The sequence below is a fragment of the Rhodococcus sp. HM1 genome, assembly GCF_023218075.1.
Taxonomy (GTDB): Bacteria; Actinomycetota; Actinomycetes; order Mycobacteriales; family Mycobacteriaceae; genus Rhodococcus.
The window spans coordinates 22,936-42,096 of record NZ_JALPTB010000001.1 but is presented as its reverse complement, the minus strand read 5'-3'; the positions used below and the strand labels follow the sequence as shown (position 1 = coordinate 42,096).

At 68.3% G+C, this 19,161-nt stretch carries 20 protein-coding genes and 1 pseudogene; 13 read left to right on the top strand and 8 right to left on the bottom strand.

Features of this window, described 5'->3' with window-relative positions:
* The first annotated feature begins 186 nt into the window (after positions 1-186).
* The 4 genes from M1M07_RS00200 (at position 187) to M1M07_RS00185 (ending at position 3,805) form a co-directional block, all read left to right on the top strand.
* Entirely contained in the window at positions 187-1,671 is a 1,485-nt protein-coding gene (locus M1M07_RS00200) for an MFS transporter (protein WP_231610465.1), read from the top strand.
* A 227-nt stretch (positions 1,672-1,898) separates the two neighbouring features.
* Positions 1,899-2,246, top strand: coding sequence for a hypothetical protein (locus tag M1M07_RS00195; protein WP_197252057.1), 348 nt, complete (start codon positions 1,899-1,901; stop codon positions 2,244-2,246).
* The gene (locus tag M1M07_RS00190) at positions 2,239-2,907 is read left to right on the top strand and encodes a Dabb family protein (RefSeq protein WP_197252058.1); all 669 of its coding nucleotides are present in this window, start codon (positions 2,239-2,241) and stop codon (positions 2,905-2,907) included. Before M1M07_RS00195 ends, M1M07_RS00190 begins: the two co-directional genes overlap by 8 nt.
* Positions 2,908-3,043: 136 nt before the next feature.
* A complete protein-coding gene (locus M1M07_RS00185) occupies positions 3,044-3,805 on the top strand; it encodes an IclR family transcriptional regulator (RefSeq protein ID WP_197252059.1) in 762 nt (253 codons plus the stop codon).
* A 6-nt stretch (positions 3,806-3,811) separates the two neighbouring features.
* On the opposite strand, the gene M1M07_RS00180 is transcribed toward M1M07_RS00185, so the two are convergent.
* Complete coding sequence (locus M1M07_RS00180; protein WP_197252081.1) at positions 3,812-4,444, bottom strand: PadR family transcriptional regulator; 633 nt, start codon at positions 4,442-4,444, stop codon at positions 3,812-3,814.
* 199 nt (positions 4,445-4,643) lie between these two features.
* Here M1M07_RS00180 and M1M07_RS00175 point away from each other — a divergent pair, with 199 nt between their 5' ends.
* On the top strand, positions 4,644-5,033 hold the full coding sequence (locus M1M07_RS00175; RefSeq protein ID WP_248672903.1) for a nuclear transport factor 2 family protein: 390 nt from the start codon (positions 4,644-4,646) through the stop codon (positions 5,031-5,033).
* A 55-nt stretch (positions 5,034-5,088) separates the two neighbouring features.
* Complete coding sequence (locus M1M07_RS00170; protein ID WP_197252061.1) at positions 5,089-6,279, top strand: NADH:flavin oxidoreductase; 1,191 nt, start codon at positions 5,089-5,091, stop codon at positions 6,277-6,279.
* A gap of 168 nt (positions 6,280-6,447) precedes the next feature.
* On the opposite strand, the pseudogene M1M07_RS00165 reads toward M1M07_RS00170, so the two are convergent.
* Positions 6,448-6,594 (bottom strand): annotated as a pseudogene (locus M1M07_RS00165) (alpha/beta hydrolase); the annotation flags it as partial.
* A gap of 205 nt (positions 6,595-6,799) precedes the next feature.
* Here M1M07_RS00165 and M1M07_RS00160 point away from each other — a divergent pair.
* From M1M07_RS00160 to bphC, 3 genes are read left to right on the top strand one after another with little or no spacing between them, the layout of a single operon-like run.
* Positions 6,800-7,963, top strand: coding sequence for a Rieske 2Fe-2S domain-containing protein (locus M1M07_RS00160; protein ID WP_248672902.1), 1,164 nt, complete (start codon positions 6,800-6,802; stop codon positions 7,961-7,963).
* Between the two features lie 38 nt (positions 7,964-8,001).
* Positions 8,002-9,183, top strand: a complete 1,182-nt coding sequence (locus tag M1M07_RS00155) for a hydroxylase (protein WP_248672901.1) — start codon at positions 8,002-8,004, stop codon at positions 9,181-9,183.
* A gap of 26 nt (positions 9,184-9,209) precedes the next feature.
* The gene (gene bphC / locus M1M07_RS00150; protein WP_248672900.1) at positions 9,210-10,118 is read left to right on the top strand and encodes a biphenyl-2,3-diol 1,2-dioxygenase; all 909 of its coding nucleotides are present in this window, start codon (positions 9,210-9,212) and stop codon (positions 10,116-10,118) included.
* 186 nt (positions 10,119-10,304) lie between these two features.
* On the opposite strand, the gene M1M07_RS00145 is transcribed toward bphC, so the two are convergent.
* Together M1M07_RS00145 and M1M07_RS00140 are read right to left on the bottom strand one after the other, a co-directional pair.
* A complete protein-coding gene (locus M1M07_RS00145) occupies positions 10,305-10,757 on the bottom strand; it encodes a hypothetical protein (protein ID WP_248672899.1) in 453 nt (150 codons plus the stop codon).
* Positions 10,758-10,841: 84 nt separating this feature from the next.
* Entirely contained in the window at positions 10,842-11,240 is a 399-nt protein-coding gene (locus M1M07_RS00140) for a lipopolysaccharide assembly protein LapA domain-containing protein (protein ID WP_248672898.1), read from the bottom strand.
* Positions 11,241-11,352: 112 nt separating this feature from the next.
* Here M1M07_RS00140 and M1M07_RS00135 point away from each other — a divergent pair, with 112 nt between their 5' ends.
* The 4 genes from M1M07_RS00135 (at position 11,353) to M1M07_RS00120 (ending at position 13,928) form a co-directional block, all read left to right on the top strand.
* Positions 11,353-11,865, top strand: a complete 513-nt coding sequence (locus M1M07_RS00135) for a DUF6790 family protein (RefSeq protein ID WP_248672897.1) — start codon at positions 11,353-11,355, stop codon at positions 11,863-11,865.
* A gap of 166 nt (positions 11,866-12,031) precedes the next feature.
* On the top strand, positions 12,032-12,304 hold the full coding sequence (locus tag M1M07_RS00130) for a hypothetical protein (protein ID WP_248672896.1): 273 nt from the start codon (positions 12,032-12,034) through the stop codon (positions 12,302-12,304).
* A gap of 39 nt (positions 12,305-12,343) precedes the next feature.
* Positions 12,344-12,838 carry a flavin reductase family protein gene (locus M1M07_RS00125; RefSeq protein WP_197252083.1) on the top strand — a complete coding sequence of 165 codons (495 nt, stop codon included), beginning with the start codon at positions 12,344-12,346 and terminating at the stop codon, positions 12,836-12,838.
* Positions 12,839-12,938: 100 nt separating this feature from the next.
* Entirely contained in the window at positions 12,939-13,928 is a 990-nt protein-coding gene (locus tag M1M07_RS00120) for an LLM class flavin-dependent oxidoreductase (RefSeq protein WP_248672895.1), read from the top strand.
* A 17-nt stretch (positions 13,929-13,945) separates the two neighbouring features.
* On the opposite strand, the gene atzF is transcribed toward M1M07_RS00120, so the two are convergent.
* The 4 genes from atzF to M1M07_RS00100 are packed head-to-tail and all read right to left on the bottom strand — an operon-like array spanning position 13,946 to position 19,151.
* Positions 13,946-15,652, bottom strand: coding sequence for an allophanate hydrolase (gene atzF, locus M1M07_RS00115; protein ID WP_248672894.1), 1,707 nt, complete (start codon positions 15,650-15,652; stop codon positions 13,946-13,948).
* On the bottom strand, positions 15,649-17,655 hold the full coding sequence (locus M1M07_RS00110; RefSeq protein ID WP_248672893.1) for a 5-oxoprolinase/urea amidolyase family protein: 2,007 nt from the start codon (positions 17,653-17,655) through the stop codon (positions 15,649-15,651). The genes atzF and M1M07_RS00110 overlap by 4 nt, the downstream gene beginning before the upstream one ends.
* Positions 17,656-17,658: 3 nt before the next feature.
* Positions 17,659-18,306, bottom strand: a complete 648-nt coding sequence (locus M1M07_RS00105) for an urea amidolyase associated protein UAAP2 (protein WP_248672892.1) — start codon at positions 18,304-18,306, stop codon at positions 17,659-17,661.
* Positions 18,303-19,151 carry an urea amidolyase associated protein UAAP1 gene (locus M1M07_RS00100; RefSeq protein WP_248672891.1) on the bottom strand — a complete coding sequence of 283 codons (849 nt, stop codon included), beginning with the start codon at positions 19,149-19,151 and terminating at the stop codon, positions 18,303-18,305. The genes M1M07_RS00105 and M1M07_RS00100 overlap by 4 nt, the downstream gene beginning before the upstream one ends.
* Positions 19,152-19,161: the final 10 nt, after the last annotated feature.

Sequence of the window (19,161 nt, the reverse complement as noted above, 5' to 3'; positions counted from 1 at the left end):
CTCACCGCCCCGACACCCGACGGGAGCATTCCTCCCACTGAGTGGTCCAAACCGGCAGCGATCGAGGCAACGACCGCAGACACTCGCCCCGGCACATGATTCGCACCTCGTGTGTGTGACCGATCACAACAGCTTCGCCGTGTCGGGCGGCGAAGCCGTATTCACCTCATCCCAGGAGAACAATCGATGTCAGATCCCTCACTCCGGTTGCCGACCGGTCCGATCGACGGTTCCGCAGTATCGAGATCGACGGCCCTGATCATCACCGCGCTCGTCCTCGCGGAATGCTTGAGTGCCTTCGAGGCCGGCATGATCTTCATCGCACTGCCACGGTTCAGCGAGATCTTCGAGGCGCCTGCGTCCACGACCGGGTGGGCCGTGACCGCCTACATGCTCGTGGCGGCAACGGCCGCTCTCGTCGGTGGCCGGCTCGGAGACATGTACGGGCGGAAGAAGGTTCTCATCCTCGTGATGCTGGTGTCCACCCTCGGTTCGGTGATCAGCGTCTTCGGTGACTCGATGGGAGCGATCATCGTCGGCCGCGGTGTGCAGGGTGCCGCCGGCGCGATTCTTCCGCTCTGCTACGGCATCGCCCGTGAAGCGCTGCCGGCCGGCAAGGTCTCTCTCGCGGTCGGATTCATCAGCGGTGCCGCGCTTCTCGCGGGATCGGGGGGTTCGCTGATCGCAGGGCTCCTGCTCGACGTGGCGGATTGGCACATGATCTTCGTCTTCGCGGCGGTTCTCGCCGTTGTGGCCTCCATCGTCGCTGCGTTCGCGCTTCCGGGCTCCCACACTCCTGCCGAGCTACCACGCTTCGACTACATCGGCGCTGCTCTGCTGACGCCGGGTCTCACCGCTCTCCTTTTCGGCATCACGCAAGGACCGAAGTGGGGCTGGACGAGTATCGGGGTCGTCGGACTGATCGTCATCGGCATCGGTGTTCTCGCGGTGTGGACCGTCTGGGAGATGCGTCGGCGCGAACCCCTCGTCGATCTGCGGGTGCTGACGAACAGGCAGATGTCGCTGAACCTGATCGGACTCTCGGTGCTGGCTCTCGGTCCCGTCGGGGCGGTGCAGATCGTCACGCCGATGATCCTGCAGTCTCCGACGTCGCTGCCCGTCGGACTCGGCATGTCGGCAACCGTGACGGGGCTCGTGGCCGGCATCGGCGCGATTGTGGGATTCGGTGCCTCTCCGATAGCCGGGGTGGTCGCCGGTCGATGGGGCGGTAGGACCGCCTTCTTCATCGGCGCCGTCCTGTTCGCCGTCGCCAACCTGATGATCTACTTCGGCCACAAGTCGTTGCCGGTGATGATGGGTGTTTTCGCCGTCGCCGCCGTCGCAACGGCATTCGCCTACACCGGATACCCGAAGATCGTCATCGAATCCGTCCCCGAGGAGGTCACGAGCGTCACGACAGGAGTCTTGTCCACTGCGCGGCAAGCGTTCTCCGCCGTGGGGGTGGCCATCGTGTCGGTCATGCTCTCCCTGTGGACCGTGCCGGGAACGACCGCGCCCGCCCTGTCGGCGTTCGATCTGGCTGTGGGGTGGTTCATCGCGTGCTCGCTCGTCGTGGCCGTCGTCTGCCTGTTCATCGCTCGGCCGGAGCAGACGGGTGGTGCCGAGGAAACTGCACCCGAAAACGCCGAGCCCTCGGCCACTTCCGCTTGATGCACCTCCCCCACGTCCCCGAACCTTGACGATCGTACGGCCGAGGATCTCGATGCTCGAGTAAATATGTTGCACAGCAGTCGAAGTCACAAGGGGACGCGGCTTCCACGCGGAGGGCGGGGCACGCACGGAATTCGATGCGTGCCCCGCCCTCCGCCTACGGAACTTCTCCCGCGAAGTGGGAGAAGGCCCTCCCCGGCGCTTTCGACGGCCGTAGCGTCCGCGGTATGGCAGACGAGACGATATACGTGATCGACCGAGTGGTCACGAAACCAGGATGTGCGCGACGATTTGTGGAGGCGTATGTCGCAGAGTACGTTCCGGGTGGCCGCCGACGCGGTATGACACTCGACCGGATTCTCGTCAGCCCGCCGGTGTGGTTCGACGACGATTCCAATACCGTCACCATCACCTGGACCGTCGACGGTGTCCACTCGTGGTGGGAGATGACCCGTCAGAGCCGCCGCGACCCCGGCCTCGGCGAGTGGTGGTCGGGCATGGACGAACTGATCGTGGAGCGCTCCCGAACCATGGCTGCCCACGCCGACGACGTCGAGGGATTGAACGATGTATAACGTGACTCGCGTCGTCCACTTCGACGCCACCGCCGATTTCTCGGATCGCGCCGAGTACACCGAGAACGTCCGGCTCGCAGTGAAGGAACTCGGGGCACTGCGCCGGCTTGTGTCCCCGACCCTGCCGGGTGTGATCAACGGCGGAGATCTGCTCGTTCATCTCCGGTTTGCGTCGGCGGACGAGGCGGCCGGTGCGATCGAGACCCTGGACGCGACCCTCGGCTCACCCGTCGTCGCGCGACTGGACGGCGTGCAGTACCACCCGGGTCGGGCCCAGTCGCGTCCGGACGCATCTCGGACCGTCTACCGCGCGCTACTGCTGCGCGTCGCTCCCGGCACACCGGAAGCGACCATCGAGCGATTCGAGCGCGACCTGCTGAAGATGCCCGGGTACATCGAGTCGATAGTCTCCTGGCGCCTCAGCCGTGTGGAGGATTCGGTGGGTCCCACCGCCTGGACCCATGTATGGGAGCAGGAGTTCTCCGACCACGCCTCTCTCATGGGCCAATATCTCGACCATCCGATCCATTGGGGCGTGGTGGACCGCTGGTTCGACCCCGAGTGCACGGAGGTCGTGGTACGCGATCGCGTGTGTCACACGTTCTGCGCCCTCGACGGCGCCGTCCTCGATCCGGGAAGCGACGGCGGCCCGAGCGACTAGAGGTGGCGGCCGCCGTCGGATACTCCACCCGACCCAGATCAGTGACCTGCTTCACAACGCCGATTTCGTGTGGCACTATTCCTAATCGAAACACCCACGTAGAAGCGTCAGCAGCGCCTCGGCTGTAGGAGTATCCATGGCGATCCAGGTCGGAGCCGACCATACGACCCCCAGCGCAGTACTCGACCGCGTCGGCCTCTTGCTCGACGCGTTCGACGGTGCCGGTCGTCTCACACTCACCCAGATCGTGCATCGAACGGGCCTACCCCGCTCGTCGGCCCATCGCATGCTCGAACGGCTGGTTTCGATGCGATGGCTCCACCGCGAGGGACGCGACTACACCCTGGGATTGCGGTTGATGGAACTCGGCTCGCTGGCCGTCCACCAGGACCGGCTGCACGCCATCGCTCTACCTCATCTGCAGGAACTGCAACGCCTCACCGGTTTCGTCGTACACCTCGCCGTCCTCGACGGCGACGATGTCGTCTACATCGAAAAGCTCGGTGGACGGCTGGTGTCCGCCGTTCCCACGCGCATCGGCGGTCGACGACCGGCGCACAGCACAGCGCTCGGCAAGGCACTACTCGCCTACACAGGCACCCCCGGTCACGACTACGACGACATTCGCGAGAACGGGGTCGCCTTCGAAAAAGAGGAATCCCTCACGGGATTCGGGTGCATCGCGGTTCCGATCGGCCCGATCGGCTCCGCGGTTGCCGCGGTGTCGGTGTGTGGCCCGTTGCCTCATCTGCGCTTCGACCATCGGCTGACCTCCCCCGTCCGGATGACGGCCACCGCCATCTGGCGCACGCTCGACCGGAATCACGTCACTCCGACGCTTCAGCGTCGCCGGCATCTGCATCCGACTGCCGATGCGCGCCAACCGCAGTACGCCTGACCGCGCCTATTCTTCGTCGGAGACGGCCTCGCCGCGCTCGACCGCGGCGAGGCCGTCCGACATCCCTCTCCAGCTACCGGGAGTCCGCGGGCGAGGTATCCCGAACCCGTCGACGTCGCTGCTCGCGAAACGTGCTGCCGCGGCGTCGATGTCGTCGAGTAGCTGTCGGGACAGATCGATCTCGGCCCGGAAGTAGCGCTCTGCCCACCGCAGGCTCATCTGCGAGAATGCCCAGCCCGGTTCACGATCGGAGTGATCCGCGTGCTCACCGGCTCGGCGCAACTTGTCTTCGAGATTCACGATATGGTCGCGCACGATGGCCTTCAGCTGCTCCGGATCGTTCAGATGTCCCATGTACATCCGGAGCATGACGCCGTGCTTGAGCACGGGAATCTCCACCGGCGCCTCACGCGACCACGTCCGCACCGCTCCGATGCCGGCCTCGGTGATCGAGTAGACACGCCGGCCTCGGGTTCCGGGTTCGCTCACCACACGGGATTGCACGAATCCGAGCGTTTCGAGCTTCTTGAGTTCCGCATAGACCTGACTGACCGAAGGGCTCCAGTAGTAGAAGCCGATACTCCAATCCGCCCACTTCTTCAGATCATTGCCGGTCAGTTCCTCCCCGAACGAGAGCATCCCGAGCACCGCCCAGCTCGTCGCGGGTAATGCGGGATATCGCTCGGCATCGGTATCGGACACCACGAAAGCGTAACAACGACGATGGACGACGTCGGGCCGCAATCTCCCGCTGCGTGGGAAGGGGACCGTTCATCCAGGACCGCCCCGGATAGCGTCGGCAAATCCATCCCATCCTCGCGACGTCACAGGAGCAATCATGACAACTTCCGAGGCAGCCGACCTGACGGAGCGCATTCGTGCGACCGTGAATGCCTATCTCGCAGCGGTGGCTTCCGGCCGCGCCGCCGAGGTCGCCGCGCTGTACGCCGACGACGCCGTCCTCGAGGACCCGGTAGGCAGCGAGCCGCGCGTCGGACGTGCAGCGATCACCGACTTCTACAAGGGCCTCGAGAGCACCGAGAACACGACCGAACTGCTCACCCTCCGGATCAGCGGACCGAATGCCGCGTTCCATTTCCGCGTCACCACGAAGGCCAGCGCCCGGACGTACGAAATCGAGCCGATCGACGTGATGACATTCGACGATCGCGGTCGGATCACCAGCATGCGCGCCTTCTGGGCGCCGACCGACATGGTTCAGCGCTGATCTGCAACGAGCCAGCGCAGTTGTCCCGCCGCCGACCGCTCGACCAGGAGTCCCCATGACCACCCGTGACATCCCCGATGTGCTCGCGCCCGCGACGTTGGGTCCGATCACGCTGCGCAATCGCATCATCAAGGCAGCCACGTTCGAAGCCGCCACGCCCGGTGCGCTCGTCTCCGACGATCTCATCGAGTACCACCGCCGACCCGCAGCGGGCGGCGTCGGTATGACCACGGTTGCGTACTGCGCCGTGGCACCGGAAGGCCGAACGGAGGCGAACCAGATCTGGATGCGTCCGGACGCGGTGCCCGGACTGCGGCGCCTGACCGCTGCAATCCATGCCGAGGGCGCTGCCGCCTCGGCCCAGATCGGCCACGCCGGTCCCGTGGCCAACGAGGCCAGCAACGGACTGCCCGCGCTCGGGCCGTCGAGACAGTTCAATCCGCTCGGGATGCGCACCGTCCACGCGGCGACACTCGGCGACATCGAACGGATCCGTCTGGCCCACGGGAATGCCGCCCGCCTCGCCGTCGAATCCGGCTTCGACGCAGTCGAAATCCACTTCGGCCACAACTATTTCGCAAGTTCGTTCCTGAGTCCGAAGATCAACCGGAGAGACGACGCGTACGGCGGGTCGCTGGCGAACCGCGCCCGCCTGGTGCGGGAGACGGCCCGTACTGTGCGGGACGCAGTCGGCGGGAAGATCGCCATCCTGGCGAAGCTGAACATGGACGACGGTGTTCCGGGCGGGTTCTGGCTCGATGAAGCCGTCCAGGTGGCGCAGTGGCTCGAGGAGGACGGCTCGCTCGATGCCATCGAGCTCACCGTGGGCAGCTCCTTGTTGAACTCGATGTATCTGTTCAAGGGTGACGTTCCCCTGCGCGAATTCGCGGCGGCGATGCGCGAGCCTGTGCGTACCGGCATGAAGCTGGTCGGCAAACACTTCCTCAAGTCCTATCCCTACCGGGACCTGTTCATGCTGGAACAGGCACGGCAGGTCCGCGCAGCGGTGAAACTGCCGCTCGTGTTGCTCGGCGGGGTCACCGACCGGGCCGGAATGGACACGGCCATGGCCGAAGGCTTCGAGTTCGTCGCGATGGCACGGGCGTTGCTCCGCGAACCGGACCTGGTCAATCGGATCGCCGCCGAACCGGAGCATCGATCACTCTGCATCCACTGCAACAAGTGCATGCCCACCATCTTCACCGGTACCCGGTGTGTCCTGGACGGGTCCGTACCCGTGCACTGACCCGAGCCCGTTCGGGGCCGGAGAATTCGAATCTCCGGCCCCGGACGGCTTCACAGCCGCCCGCAATGCAATGACACCTCTCGGTCACCGAGAGCCCTGTTCGTCGCGGGTGAGGAAGACCGAACTGCGTCACGGGGTGCTGTCGTGACCCCCGTGCCGTTTCATGGGGGCCACGAATGCGGCTCGGCTGTACATCCGCCGAGCGCTCTCCAGCATCGCCGGGTCGGTGGCCTGCCGCCACCGTTCCTCGACGAGTTCGTCGGTGATGAGCGAACGGTCGTAGACCATCGAGTGCAGGCAGGTGATGAGGCGTTCGGGAATACGAGGATGTGGGTGCGGAAGTGCTGCGCAAGCCGACGGTGGCACAGCGCTCCACCGCCGGTGAAGGCGACCTCCCGCGTAGCGGGACGCGAGACCGGTCCGGCAGAAAGTGTTCCGCGTGGCGGGACGATCCCTGTTTCGCCGTTCCCGCGGTCACCCACCATGACCGGCATCACTCCCATCCGGTCCGGAGGTCACCATGACGCAGACCAGCACCACCCCCGACGACGAGATCCGCTCGATCGAGGCCGACGCCGCGCCCGACCGCTACGCCCGCGGCTGGCACTGCCTCGGCCTGGCACGCACCTACCGCGACGGCAAGCCGCACCAGGTCGACGCGTTCGGTACCAGCCTCGTCGTGTTCGCCGACAGCGCGGGCGAATTGAAGGTCCTCGACGCCTACTGCCGGCACATGGGCGGCAATCTCGCACAGGGCGAGATCAAGGGCGATTCCATCGCGTGTCCGTTCCACGACTGGCGCTGGGGCGGGAACGGTCGCTGTACCGGGATTCCGTACGCGCGCCGCGTCCCGCCGCTCGCCAAGACCCGCGCGTGGATCACGCTCGAGCGCAATCAGCAGCTGTTCGTGTGGCACGACCCCGAGGGCAACCCGCCGCCGGAGCACGTCACCATCCCCGAGATCGAGGGCGCCGGCACCGACGAATGGTCGGACTGGTCGTGGAACTCGGTACTCATCGAGGGCTCGCACTGCCGCGAGATCATCGACAACGTCGTGGACATGGCGCACTTCTTCTACGTCCACCTGAGTGTGCCGCGCTCGTTCGAGAACATCTTCGAAGGCCACATCGCCACGCAGAACATGTCGTTCACGCAGCGCCACGACGTCGAGCTCGACCTCGACTTCGGTGCTTCCGACAATGTGTCGCGGTCGGAGGCGTCGTACTACGGCCCGTCCTACATGATCGACAAGCTGTGGAGCGAGACCGAGGCAGGAACCGTCGAGACGGTGCTGATCAACTGCCACTACCCGGTCACCCCGAACTCGTTCGTGCTGCAGTACGGCGTCATGGTCAAGCGCCTGCCCGGCATGTCCGCCGAGGAGGCGAACGGCATGGCCGCGTACTTCGGCAGCGGCACGGAGAAGACGTTCGAGCAGGACGTCGAGATCTGGAAGAACAAGGCCAAGATCGACAACCCGCTGCTGTGCGACGAGGACGGCCCGGTCTACCAGCTGCGCCGCTGGTACCAGCAGTTCTACGTCGACGTCGCCGATGTCACCGAGGACATGACCAACCGGTTCGAATTCGTCATCGACACCACCAGGTCGGCAGTCCACTGGGAGAAGGAGATGGCCGAGAACATCTCTGCCCGATCCGATTCCCTCAACGAGCCGGTCGCCTGAACGGCCGGCCCCGATACCCGAACCCGAGGAATACGACCATGAGTTACGAAGTACGCAAGCAGATCGACGCGATGGCGGACGAGCTGTTCACCGAGGGCATCGAAGCCGATCGTATCGGGCGTCTGGCCGACGGCACCGCGAAGCGGATGAAGGAGGCCGGCTCGATTCGCATGCTGCAACCGAAGGAGCACGGCGGCTTCGAATCCCACCCGCGCGAGTTCGCCGAGACCGTCATGCGCACCGCGGCGCTCAATCCGTCCGCGGGATGGATCCACGGCATCGTCGGTGTGCATCCGTGGCAGCTGGCGTTCGCGGATCCCCGCGTGCAGCAGGAGGTCTGGGGCGAGGACCAGGACACGTGGATGGCCTCGCCGTACATGCCGGCCGGCATGTGCATCCCGGTCGACGGAGGGTACAAGTTCTCCGGCCGCTGGCAGTTCTCCTCCGGCACCGACCACTGCGACTGGGCGTTCCTCGGCGCGATGGCATGCAACGCGGACGGCAGCGTGGAGATGCCGCCCCGCATGCTGCACGTGATCATCCCCCGCAGCGACTACGAGATCGTCGAGGACTCGTGGGACGTGGTGGGCCTGCGCGGAACCGGCTCGAAGGACGTGGTGGTGCAGGACGCGTTCGTCCCCGACTACCGGGTGATGGACTGCGACGAGGTCATCGACGGCACCGCGGCCCGCAACTACGGCCGCACCGAGACGCTGTACCTGATGCCGTGGTCGAACATGTTCCCGCTCGGCATCACGTCCGCCACCATCGGCATCTGCGAGGGCCTGGTGCTGCACGCCGACGAATACCAGTCGGCCCGGATCAACCCGCAGGGCACGGCCGTCAAGGACGACCCGTACACACTGTTCGCGATCGGCGAGGCCGTCGCCGACCTGCGCGCCGCACGGGACACCTTGCTGGCCAACGTCGATCGCATGTGGGATCTCGTCGACTCGGGGAAGACCCCGACGTTCGAGCAGCGTGCCGCGGGACGGCAGACGCAGGTGCAGGCGGCATGGCGGGCCGTGAACGCGATCGACCGCATCTACCCGCGGTGCGGCGGCAATGCGTTGCGCATGGACAAGCCGATGCAGCGGTTCTGGCGCGACGCACACGCCGGCCTGCACCACGCGATTCACGTGCCCGGCACCGTGTTCCACGCCGCCTCGCTGAGCCGTCTCGGGGTCGAGCCCGAGGGCCCGCTGCGGGCGATGATCTGACCACACGAGAAGCATTCGGAGAGAACATGAGCGATATCAGAGCGCTGGGCTACGTCAAGATCCGGACGAACGACATGGACCGCTGGCGCACGTTCGCCTTCGACGTCCTGGGGTTCGCCGAGGGCAGCGGCCCCGACCCGGAGGCGCTGTATCTGCGCACCGACGAACGCCGGGCGCGGCTCGTCGTGGTGCCGGGTGAGACCGATCGGATCGTCGACATCGGCTGGGAGGTCCGCGATCACGCGGCGCTGCTGCGGGTGCAGAGCGCTGTCGAGGCCGCCGGTATCGCGGTGAAGCCGCTGTCGGTGGAGGAGGCGGACGCCCGCAGCGTGGAGGAGGTCATCGCGTTCCAGGATCCGTCGGGTGTGTCCGTCGAGGTGTTCCACGGCGCGGTGCTCGACCACAGCCCGGTGGTCACCCCGCACGGTGCCCGATTCGTCACCGGCGCAATGGGTCTCGGTCACGTGGTGCTTCCCGTGACGGCACCGGACGCGACGTTCGAGTTCTACACCGAGGTGCTCGGGTTCCTGCCGCGTGGCGCGTTCCGGCTGCCGGCGCCCCCGGAGTTCGGCCCGATGCGCATCCGGTTCCTCGGCGTGAACGAACGGCACCACAGCCTCGCGCTCATGCCCGTGCCCGCCGGCAAGGATCCCGGTCTCATCCACATCATGGTGGAGGTGGACACCCTCGACGCGGTCGGCCAGGCTCTCGACCGGGTGATGCGTGACGGCTACTCGGTGTCGTCGACGCTGGGCCGGCACACCAACGACAAGATGGTCTCGTTCTACGTGCGGGCCCCCGGCGGCTGGGACATCGAGTTCGGCACCGACGGGATGCGTGTCGACGAGCGGTTCTACACCGCCGAGGAGATCACCGCCGACAGTTACTGGGGTCACGACTGGTCCGGGAGCGAACCGCTCGGCGTGATGTCCTGACACTCGATCCGGCGCCGCTCCGCACGACCTCGTGCGGAGCGGCGCCGTCTTCATGATCGGCTTCCCGGAACGGAGTGGGTATGTCCCTGGGCAGCCGCGTCCAGCGGACCGCCTGAGCGGTCCGGCACAGCGACGACTGCAGTCCGTCCGACCGGAGTGCGGGCACTCGCCGGCCCGGTGAATGGCCTATTGCTGATCTTCGGCTCTGGTCACACCGCTCTGGTGCGCCGGACCCGTGCCCCGAGCGGATTCCTCCGTCTGCGGGGCCGTATCGGCCGGTTGCTCGTCGGCAGGCGACGCGGTCGCGCCGCGGGGAGTCTCTTCCGGATTCGGGGCCAACGGTTGCGACGTGTCGACATGTTCGTCGTGTTCCGGCCGGCCTTCCGCGGTCGAGGCGGTGCGCCCTTCGTACGGCGGGACGGCCGGTTCGGCGTCGCCGGGAGGGACCGATTCCCCACCGCCCGTGCCTGCGGACGCGTCGTCGGCTCCGCCGGTCTGCATTTCCTCCTGGTCGAACGACCCGGCAGGCCGATCGGCCGGTCCACCGCCTGCTGCGTCCGCTCCGGTGTCACGCGACCCCTTCGGGCCGCGCTCGGATTGCGGTTCTTCCTGCAAGTGCTGTCCCGGTTCGGTGCCCATGATTCCTCCTCACCTCGACCCCATGACAGAGATGCCCGGTGCGGGCGAACCCAAACAGGGCCGGGTTCTATACAGGGCAGGGTTCTATTCGATGAGCTGACGTTGCCGGTTGGCGGCTCGCCGGATCTGAAGGATGCGCACGGCACCGGCGAGGGCGATGATCGCGGCTCCGGCGAGCGCGGCGAAGAGTAGTGCCACGCCGAGGGGGAGGGTGAAGTCCCATGCGAACAGCTCGAGGGTGGCCTCGTCGAGGTTCTGCAGGATGAACACCAGCAGCAACAGCAGAACGACGATGCCGACGACCAACCCGGTCCAGATCGTGCCGGTACGGGTGCCTTTGATGCCTTTGCGGCGGGCGACGTCCTCGATCAATCCCGGATCGGGTTCGACGGGCGCGGGCGTCGCAGGCAGCTCGGGATCCGGGGATCGACGCGATTCGGATCCGTATCCGTCGTTGGACGGCCCGTTCATGGCGGTGCTCATGCTCTCGGATACCCGCGACCGCTCGACATACACGATGATCTGTTCAGGTGCTTTCCCCCTTCGACGACCGGAACCCTCCGTAAAATGAGCCGGCGGACGCGGGGAGGACCTGATGCCGACAATTGTTCTGGTGATCATCGCGCTGATCGGGGCGTTCATCCATTCCCGACGGCGCCGCCACGATGCCGGTCCGGCGACGACGATCGACATCTTCCTCGTATGGTGGCTCGCCGTCGCCGTCGGCGTCAGCTCGGTCGTCGGCGCCGGATACCACCTGCTAGACGGCCCTGCGACTGCGGAACTGATCGGATACACACGCGGTGACGGCGGGTTCCAGTTCGAGAACGCGATGGGTGATCTGGCGATCGGCATCGCAGGCATCATGTGCATCTGGTTCCGCGGCTACTTCTGGCTGGCGACCCTCACCGTCATGTCCGTCCAGTACCTCGGCGACGCCGCCGGTCACTTCTACTACTGGATTGCCGAGGGCAACACCAAGCCCGGCAACATCGGCCCGCCTCTGTGGTTCGACATCATCCTCCCGGTCGTGGGATGGGTGTTGTACGCGCTGTCACGCGCGCGGAACGGGGACGCGGCGCCGCACCGCACCTCGGTCGCGGCCTGAGGCTGCGCACCCAGCATCACCTCGTGACGGCCTGATCCCGCTGCCAAGGCTTGCTCCCACCTGCACCGATGTCCCGCCACGCGGGACATCGCCGTGTCCACGGAACGGTTCCCGGGCTAGCGTCCGAGGAACACTGCGACCACCGACCTGAACGGGAGCAGCCTCCATGCAGTCCGTCACCTGCCGCACGTGCGGCAATCGTGTCCTGGCCGAGAAGAACGGCACGTTCCACACCAACATCCAGTGGCTCACCGACGACACGTCGCGGCGGTGTGCCCGGATCGGCTCCGACGCACCGCGCCGCACCTGTCCCGACCTGCACGACACCGTCGATGCCCTTGCCGTTTCCGGGGTCCTTCCGGTCACCGAGCGTGCAGATCCGAGACCCGCCCACATGCCCGCTGTCCGGGAGCACCCTGGCCGTCCGGATCCGCGATAGCGGACACTGGTCCCGAAGCCGACACCCGATTGGAGCAACATGACCGCAGAACACGCAGTGCTGGATCCACGCCGGATGCGCGACGTGATGGGCAACTTCTGCACGGGAGTCACCGTCATCACCGCCCTCGACGGCGACGAGCCGCTCGGCTTCGCGTGCCAGTCGTTCACGTCCGTGTCGCTGGACCCGCCGCTGGTGTCGTTCTGCCCGGCCCGCACGTCGACGACATGGCCGAAGATCCGCGAGATCGGCACGTTCTCGATCAACGTCCTGTCCGCCAGCCAGCGCACCCTGTGCGCGGCGTTCGCCGTCAGCGGCGGCAACAAGTTCCGCGGCGTGGAGTGGACTCCGGGCGACAACGGCGCACCCGCCCTCGAGGGTGCGATCGCGCGGGTGGAGGCGACCATCGAGGCCGAGCACGACGCCGGTGACCACACGATCGTCGTGGCCCGCGTAACCGGCCTGACCTCGCTCCACAGCGGCGGACCGCTGCTGTTCTACCGCGGCACCTACGGTCACTTCGACGAGATGTGACCCGGTCGGCGGCCCGGCAGGAATAGCCGCCGGCGCCGCCGTGTTGTCGCTGAAGGTGTGCCCGGCTGCCGATCCCGGGCCCTGACGCGAAGGATCACCGGTGACCGTTCCCCTCTCCATCCTCGACCTGGCGCACATCGGCAAGGGCGAGACCGCGCGGGACAGCTTCGCCGCGAGCGTGCGGATGGCGCAGCTCGCCGAGAAGTGGGGCTACCGGCGCATCTGGTACGCCGAGCATCACAACATGCCGTCGATCGCGTCGTCGGCGACGAGCGTGCTGATCGCGCACATCGCGGCGCACACGTCGTCGATCCGGCTCGGCGCCGGTGGCGTCATGCTGCCGAACCATTCGCCGCTGACCATCGCCGAGCAGTTCGGCACCCTCGAGTCGCTGCATCCCGGCCGCATCGATCTGGGTCTGGGCCGCGCGCCGGGCAGCGATCAGAACACCATGCGCGCGCTGCGGCGTGATCCGTCGTCGGCGGACAGCTTCCCGCAGGACGTGCTCGAACTGCAGGGTTATCTGCGGGGGCAGAGCCGCATTCCGGGTGTCGACGCGATCCCCGGCAAGGGCACCGATGTGCCGCTCTACATTCTCGGGTCGTCCCTGTTCGGCGCGAAACTCGCCGCGCTGCTGGGTCTTCCGTACGGCTTCGCGTCCCACTTCGCGCCGCAGGCGCTCGAGGACGCGGTCGCGCTGTACCGGCGCGAGTTCCAGCCGTCCGAACAGCTCGCCGAGCCCTATGTCATCGCCGGTGTCGGGGTGATCGCCGCCGACACCACCGAGGAGGCCCGGCAACTGTTCGAGGCCACCAAACGCAACCGCGTCGTGCAGATGGTCGGCCGGGGTCGCAGCTTCACCGACGAGGAGATCGAGCTGCTACTCGACTCCCCCGCCGGCCGGCAGGTGACGCAGATGCTGCACTACACCGCCGTCGGCAACCCCACCGAGGTCCGCGAATACCTGGACGCGTTCACCGAGCGCGCCCGGGCCGACGAACTGATCGTGGTGTCGTCGGCGCCGGGCCGCACCGCCTGGCTGCGCTCCCTCGAGCTGCTCGCCGAGGTCAGCGGGCTCGTCCCCGCCTGACCCTCGTCTCTTTTCGGCTACACGAGGGCCGCGGCGAGGTGGGTGCGCCAGGACCCAGCGGCGGTGATGTCGGGAGCCGCGGACGCGGCGTCGTCGCCGCAGACGAACCCGGTCTCCCACGTGCCGTCGGCCAGCTGCACCGACCCGAGCCCCATCGGGGCGGGCAGCGCCGCCAGGAAGCGGCCGAGCGCCGCGGGTGAGCACACCCACCGCTCCCCTTCCAGCGACGCCCCGCCGTCGGCGCAGCGCACCACCGCAGGCTTCGGCGGCTGCGTGGGCAACGCGGTCATCCGGTACTCCGGTGCCGTCGAGACCGGTCCGGCCCAGCGGGCACCGAGCGCGGTGAGCTGACCGGCGAGCGGCTGGTCGTGCAGGTGCGCACCGAACACGATCAACGGAAACGCCTGCGCCCCGGCCTGTTCCGGCCACGACGGCGATGACGGGTCGCGCGGCGTCCCGGTCAGGCGTGCCGCCACGTCGGCCGCGACCGCGTCGTGCCCGGCCGGCGCGAGCACCGTCACGCCGAACTGTGCTGTGCTGCCGTCGCTTTCGACGACCTCACCGGCCGGGACCGCGACCCCGCACAGGTCGAACAGATTGCAGAAGTTCGTGTAGGTCCCCAGCCGCGAGTTGACCCCGACCGGGTCCGCCGCAACCTCGGCGATCGTCGGGTGGAACGGCGCGGTCGGCACCAGCAGCGCCGCGCAGTCACCCCACACGGTCATCGCCCGGTCTCGCAGCGCGGCGAGTTTCGCGCGGTCACGCAGCAGGTCGACGGCGGAGAACCGGGCCGCACCCCGCACGATCCCGGCGACCACCGGATCGAGCCCCGTCTCCTGGTCGCCGTAATCGGCGGCCTCGACGAACTCACCGACCGCATCCCACCGCTGCGCGACGAGCGCCCCGTCGTACAGCAGCCGGGCTGCGGCGAGGAAGTCGTCGAGGTCGATCTCGACGATCGTGAACCCGGCCGCTCGTGCCTGCTCGACGGCTGCGGCGAACGCGGCGCGCCACCGTTCGTCGAGTTCCGGAAGATCGCGGGGCACCGCGAGCGCGGCACCGGGCGCCGCGGCCAGCGGCACGTCCGCCGGCCACGACCGGCCGCCGGGGGCAGTCGCCATGATCGCGACCGCGCGTTCGGCGGACGGAAGGTCGCGGGCGAAGATCGTCACGCAGTCGTACTCGGCGCAGGCCGGCACCACCCCCGTGGTCGCGACCGTCCCGACCGTCGGTTTGATCCCGACGATCCCCTGGAACGCGGCCGGGACCCGGCCGGAACCGGCGGTGTCGGTGCCGATCGCGATGTCCACGATCCCGAGCGCCACCGCGACCGCGGACCCGGACGACGACCCGCCGGACACGTACTCGGGCCGCCGCGCGTCACGGACCGCGCCGTACGGGCTGCGGGTTCCCACGAGCCCGGTCGCGAACTGGTCCAGGTTGGTCTTGCCGACCACGACGGCGCCTGCCGCCCGCAGTGCCGCGACCGCGGCGGCATCGGCGTCGGGGACGTAGCTGTAGCCGGGGCAGGCGGCGGTCGTGGGCAGCCCCGCGACGTCGACGTTGTCCTTCACGGCCAGCAGGACGCCCGCGAGTTCCCCACCGCGACGCAACGATTCGGCGTATTCGGCGGCGACGTCGGCTTCGTCGCGCAGGTGCACGAACACCTCGGGGCGATCCGCCTCGCGCAGTCGCGCGTAGGCCTGTGTCACACGGTCGGTCATGCTGCCGCCTTTCCGAGTCGGGTGCCGCGGGAGAGTTCGCCGTCGGCTTCCCAGCGGGCGCGTTCCTCGTCGCGGGCCGCTTCCATTGTCGCGCGAACCGCACCGATCGAATCGGCTTCGCGCTTGAGGAACGCGAGGTGCTCGGCGAGGGAGAATTCGCCCTCGGTGATGTCGACGTGACCGCGTCCGGCGGCGGTGTCGGCGCGCAGGTCGAGCAGTTCCTCGGCGGAGACCGGGTACCAGGAGATGCGGTCGAAGAACCGCAGCAGCCACGGGTGTTCGGGTTCGAATCCGCCTGCGCCCTCCGGGAAGCGGTGGTTCCACACCTGGGTGGTGCGGCCCACGAACTGGTAGCCGCCGGGGCCTTCCATCCCGTAGATGCACAGGTAGGCGCCGCCGATGCCGACCGCGTTCTCCGGGGTCCAGGTGCGGGCCGGGTTGTATTTGGTGGTGACGAGCCGGTGCCGTGGATCGAGCGGGGTCGCCACGGGCGCACCGAGATACACGTCGCCGAGACCGAGCACGAGGTAGGACGCGTCGTACACGGTCTTGTACACGTCGTCGACCGAATCCAGGCCGTTCATGCGGCGGATGAACTCGATGTTCCACGGGCACCACGGGGCATCGGCGCGCACACCGTGCATGTAGCGTTCGGTGGCCAGTCGCGTGGACGGGTCGTCCCAGCTCAGCGGCAGCCGCACGGTGCGACTGGGGACGACGAGCCGGTCCGCGGCGGGCAGCGCCGCCTCCGTCTCGAGCACGGCACCGAGCACCGAGCGGGTGTTCGTCACCGTCGGATCGAATTTCACTTGCAGGGAACGGATTCCGGGGGTCAGATCGACGAGGCCGCGCAGCCCGGCCTGCTCGAGGGCGGTCTGCAGCGCGTGCACGCGGGCACGCAGCACCAGGTCCAGCGACATGGTGCCGTACTCGACGAGGATGTTGTCGTCGCCGCTGCGCCGCACCGTCACCGAGGTGGTGCCGTCCGCGGTCGCGCCGCGGTGCAGCACACCGTCGTCGCCGTCGCCGATACCGCCGACGACGGGCACCGCCGCACGGCGGGCGGGCCCGAACACCTTGGGCGAGGCGACGTTCGCGGCGCGCACCGGGACGAAGCGCAACCGGTCGCCGGGGGCGAGCTGCCCCATCTTCCAGCGGTCGGCGGTGACGACGGTGACCGGACAGACGAAGCCGCCGAGGCTCGGTCCGTCGGGGCCGAGCAGGATCGGGGTGTCGCCGGTGAAGTCGAGGGCACCGACCGTGTAGGGGGTGTCGTGGATGTTCGACGGGTGCAGGCCCGCTTCCCCGCCGTCGGGTCGCGCCCAGGTCGGCTTGGGTCCGATGAGGCGGACGCCGGTGCGGTCGGAGTTGTGGTGCACGGTGTACGCGGTGCCGTAGAGGGTGTCGATGTCCTTGCGGGTGAAGAACTCCGGCGCGCCGTGCGGCCCCTCGGTGACCGCGATGGTCCAGTCGTGGCCGATCGCGGGGATCTCCTCGGCGGTGAGGCGCCGCGGCGTTCCGGTGGACGTGCCGAGCGGCAGCGCGTCGCCGTCGGCGAGCACCCGCCCGGAGACGCCGCCGAACTTGCCGAGGGTGAACGTCGCCCCGGACCCGAGGTAGGGGTCGACGTCGATGCCGCCGGCGACGGCGATGTAGATGCGCAGACCTGCACCGGTGACGGCGCCGACGTCGAGAACCCCGCCCGCCGGGACGGTGACCGGTGTCCACTGCGGGACGGGACGGCCGTCGACGGTGACCGTGGCGGCCGCGCCGGTGACCGCGACCGTGGTCTCGGCGTCGAAGCGCAGGCGCGGGCCGGCCATGGTGGCCTCGAGTCCGGCGGTGCCCTCGGCGTTGCCGACCGCGAGGTTCGCTAGCCGGAACGACAGGTCGTCCATCGGGCCGGACGGCGGGACGCCGATCTTCCAGTAGCCGACGCGTCCGGGCCAGTCCTGGACGGTGGTGAGCGGTCCGGGACGCAGGACGGTGCAGGTCACGCTCATGGGTCAGGCCTCCGGTCGGGTGACGATCATCTGCACGGCGGTGGGGTCGAATCCGTTGCAGGGGTTGTTGATCTGCGGGCAGTTGGACACGAGCACGAGCGTGTCGATCTCGGCGCGCAGCGCGAGCCGGCGACCGGGTGCGGACAGTCCGTCGACGATGCCGAGGGTGCCGTCCGGGTCGACCGGCACGTTCATGAAGAAGTTGACGTTGCCGACCAGATCCCGTTTGCCCAGGCCGTATTTCGCGCCCTCGGCGAGGAAGTTCTCGACGCACGCGTGCTGGTGGCGGGTGTGGTGGCCGTAGCGCAGGGTGTTCGATTCCTGCGAGCAGGCCCCGCCGATGGTGTCGTGGTTGCCGACCTCGTCGGCAACGATCGTCATCATCGGGTTGCCCTCCTGGTCGCGGATCACCGATCCGGTGGTCAGGAACAGCGAGCGCTGCGCGGTGATGGTGGCCTGTGCGCTGTAGCGGATCGTGGTGTCCGCGGCGCCGTAGAACAGGGTGTCGACGGCCTGGTTGCCGTACAGGTCGACGATGGTGAGCACGTCACCGGCGGCGACGATCGCCGACCACGGGCCGCGGGGCGCGACCGTCTCGTCGAGGATCACGGTGCCGGGGACGAGGGGGGCGAGGGCGGTGGTGGCGGTCATGCGAGGTTCCCTTCGGTCGGCAGGGCGGCGGCGTGGACGTCTTCGGTGTTGCGGTGCGCGCGGTCGTATTCGGGCCCGATCTCGGCGGCGCGGGCGGCGAGCGCGGCGAGGTCGGCGGGCGCGCGCCAGGCGAGCAGTTCGATCGTGGTGGTGTCGAAGGTGGGCGATTCGTCGAGGGGGTGTGCGGTGTTCGCGACCGCGACGATCAGCGGAAGGTGCAGCAGCAGTTCGACACTCGCACCCGGTCCGGCGTTGCCGGTGGGAACCAGGGTGCCGTCCTCGTCGGCCCGCACCCCGTGGAAGAACGAGACGGTCGGGGCGACGTCGCGGGGACCGAGGCCGTGCTTGAGGGCGGCGAGGGTGAGCAGTTCCCGTCCGGCCGGGGAGCCGGAGTGCACCGAGCCGTCGCCGTAGCGGGCGGTGTTGGCGGCGGCGGTGGTGGTGCCGCACAGCGCGTCGTGCCGGCCGGAGGTGTCGGCGACGATCGTCGCGAGGACGCGGCCCTGGTCGTCGAGGAGGGGGTGGTCGACGCCGAGGTACGCCTGCCACGGCACCTTGACGGTGTCAGCGACGTTGAGCCGCTCCCAGGGGGCGTCGGCGCGCCAGAGCATCAGGTGGGCGCAGCCGCGGCCGTCGAGGTCGGTCAGTCGCAGCCGGGTGCCGCGGGCGAGCACCTTGGAGGTGTAGCGGCCGCCGGGCACGGTCTCGGCCCACACCAGTGCGTCGGCGTCGACTCCGGCGGGCGGGTTCGGCCAGGCGGAGGCGGGGACGACGGGCATGGGGCCGTCGTGCTGCCCGGCCTGGGAGCGGGCGTGGTCGCGGGCTGCGGTGGTGGTGGCGGTCATGGTGACTCCT

What these genes read in the sequence shown, in the direction of transcription:
- M1M07_RS00175 (WP_248672903.1), top strand. Translation starts at nt 4,644, where the DNA reads ATGACAACTTCCGAGGCAGCCGACCTGACGGAGCGCATTCGTGCGACC.
- M1M07_RS00125 (WP_197252083.1), top strand. Translation starts at nt 12,344, where the DNA reads ATGACCGCAGAACACGCAGTGCTGGATCCACGCCGGATGCGCGACGTG.
- M1M07_RS00185 (WP_197252059.1), top strand. Translation starts at nt 3,044, where the DNA reads ATGGCGATCCAGGTCGGAGCCGACCATACGACCCCCAGCGCAGTACTC.
- bphC (WP_248672900.1), top strand. Translation starts at nt 9,210, where the DNA reads ATGAGCGATATCAGAGCGCTGGGCTACGTCAAGATCCGGACGAACGAC.
- atzF (WP_248672894.1), bottom strand. Translation starts at nt 15,652, where the DNA reads ATGACCGACCGTGTGACACAGGCCTACGCGCGACTGCGCGAGGCGGAT.
- M1M07_RS00160 (WP_248672902.1), top strand. Translation starts at nt 6,800, where the DNA reads ATGACGCAGACCAGCACCACCCCCGACGACGAGATCCGCTCGATCGAG.
- M1M07_RS00105 (WP_248672892.1), bottom strand. Translation starts at nt 18,306, where the DNA reads ATGACCGCCACCACCGCCCTCGCCCCCCTCGTCCCCGGCACCGTGATC.
- M1M07_RS00130 (WP_248672896.1), top strand. Translation starts at nt 12,032, where the DNA reads ATGCAGTCCGTCACCTGCCGCACGTGCGGCAATCGTGTCCTGGCCGAG.
- M1M07_RS00110 (WP_248672893.1), bottom strand. Translation starts at nt 17,655, where the DNA reads ATGAGCGTGACCTGCACCGTCCTGCGTCCCGGACCGCTCACCACCGTC.
- M1M07_RS00140 (WP_248672898.1), bottom strand. Translation starts at nt 11,240, where the DNA reads ATGAGCACCGCCATGAACGGGCCGTCCAACGACGGATACGGATCCGAA.
- M1M07_RS00145 (WP_248672899.1), bottom strand. Translation starts at nt 10,757, where the DNA reads ATGGGCACCGAACCGGGACAGCACTTGCAGGAAGAACCGCAATCCGAG.
- M1M07_RS00200 (WP_231610465.1), top strand. Translation starts at nt 187, where the DNA reads ATGTCAGATCCCTCACTCCGGTTGCCGACCGGTCCGATCGACGGTTCC.
- M1M07_RS00190 (WP_197252058.1), top strand. Translation starts at nt 2,239, where the DNA reads ATGTATAACGTGACTCGCGTCGTCCACTTCGACGCCACCGCCGATTTC.
- M1M07_RS00195 (WP_197252057.1), top strand. Translation starts at nt 1,899, where the DNA reads ATGGCAGACGAGACGATATACGTGATCGACCGAGTGGTCACGAAACCA.
- M1M07_RS00155 (WP_248672901.1), top strand. Translation starts at nt 8,002, where the DNA reads ATGAGTTACGAAGTACGCAAGCAGATCGACGCGATGGCGGACGAGCTG.
- M1M07_RS00135 (WP_248672897.1), top strand. Translation starts at nt 11,353, where the DNA reads ATGCCGACAATTGTTCTGGTGATCATCGCGCTGATCGGGGCGTTCATC.
- M1M07_RS00180 (WP_197252081.1), bottom strand. Translation starts at nt 4,444, where the DNA reads ATGCTCTCGTTCGGGGAGGAACTGACCGGCAATGATCTGAAGAAGTGG.
- M1M07_RS00100 (WP_248672891.1), bottom strand. Translation starts at nt 19,151, where the DNA reads ATGACCGCCACCACCACCGCAGCCCGCGACCACGCCCGCTCCCAGGCC.
- M1M07_RS00170 (WP_197252061.1), top strand. Translation starts at nt 5,089, where the DNA reads ATGACCACCCGTGACATCCCCGATGTGCTCGCGCCCGCGACGTTGGGT.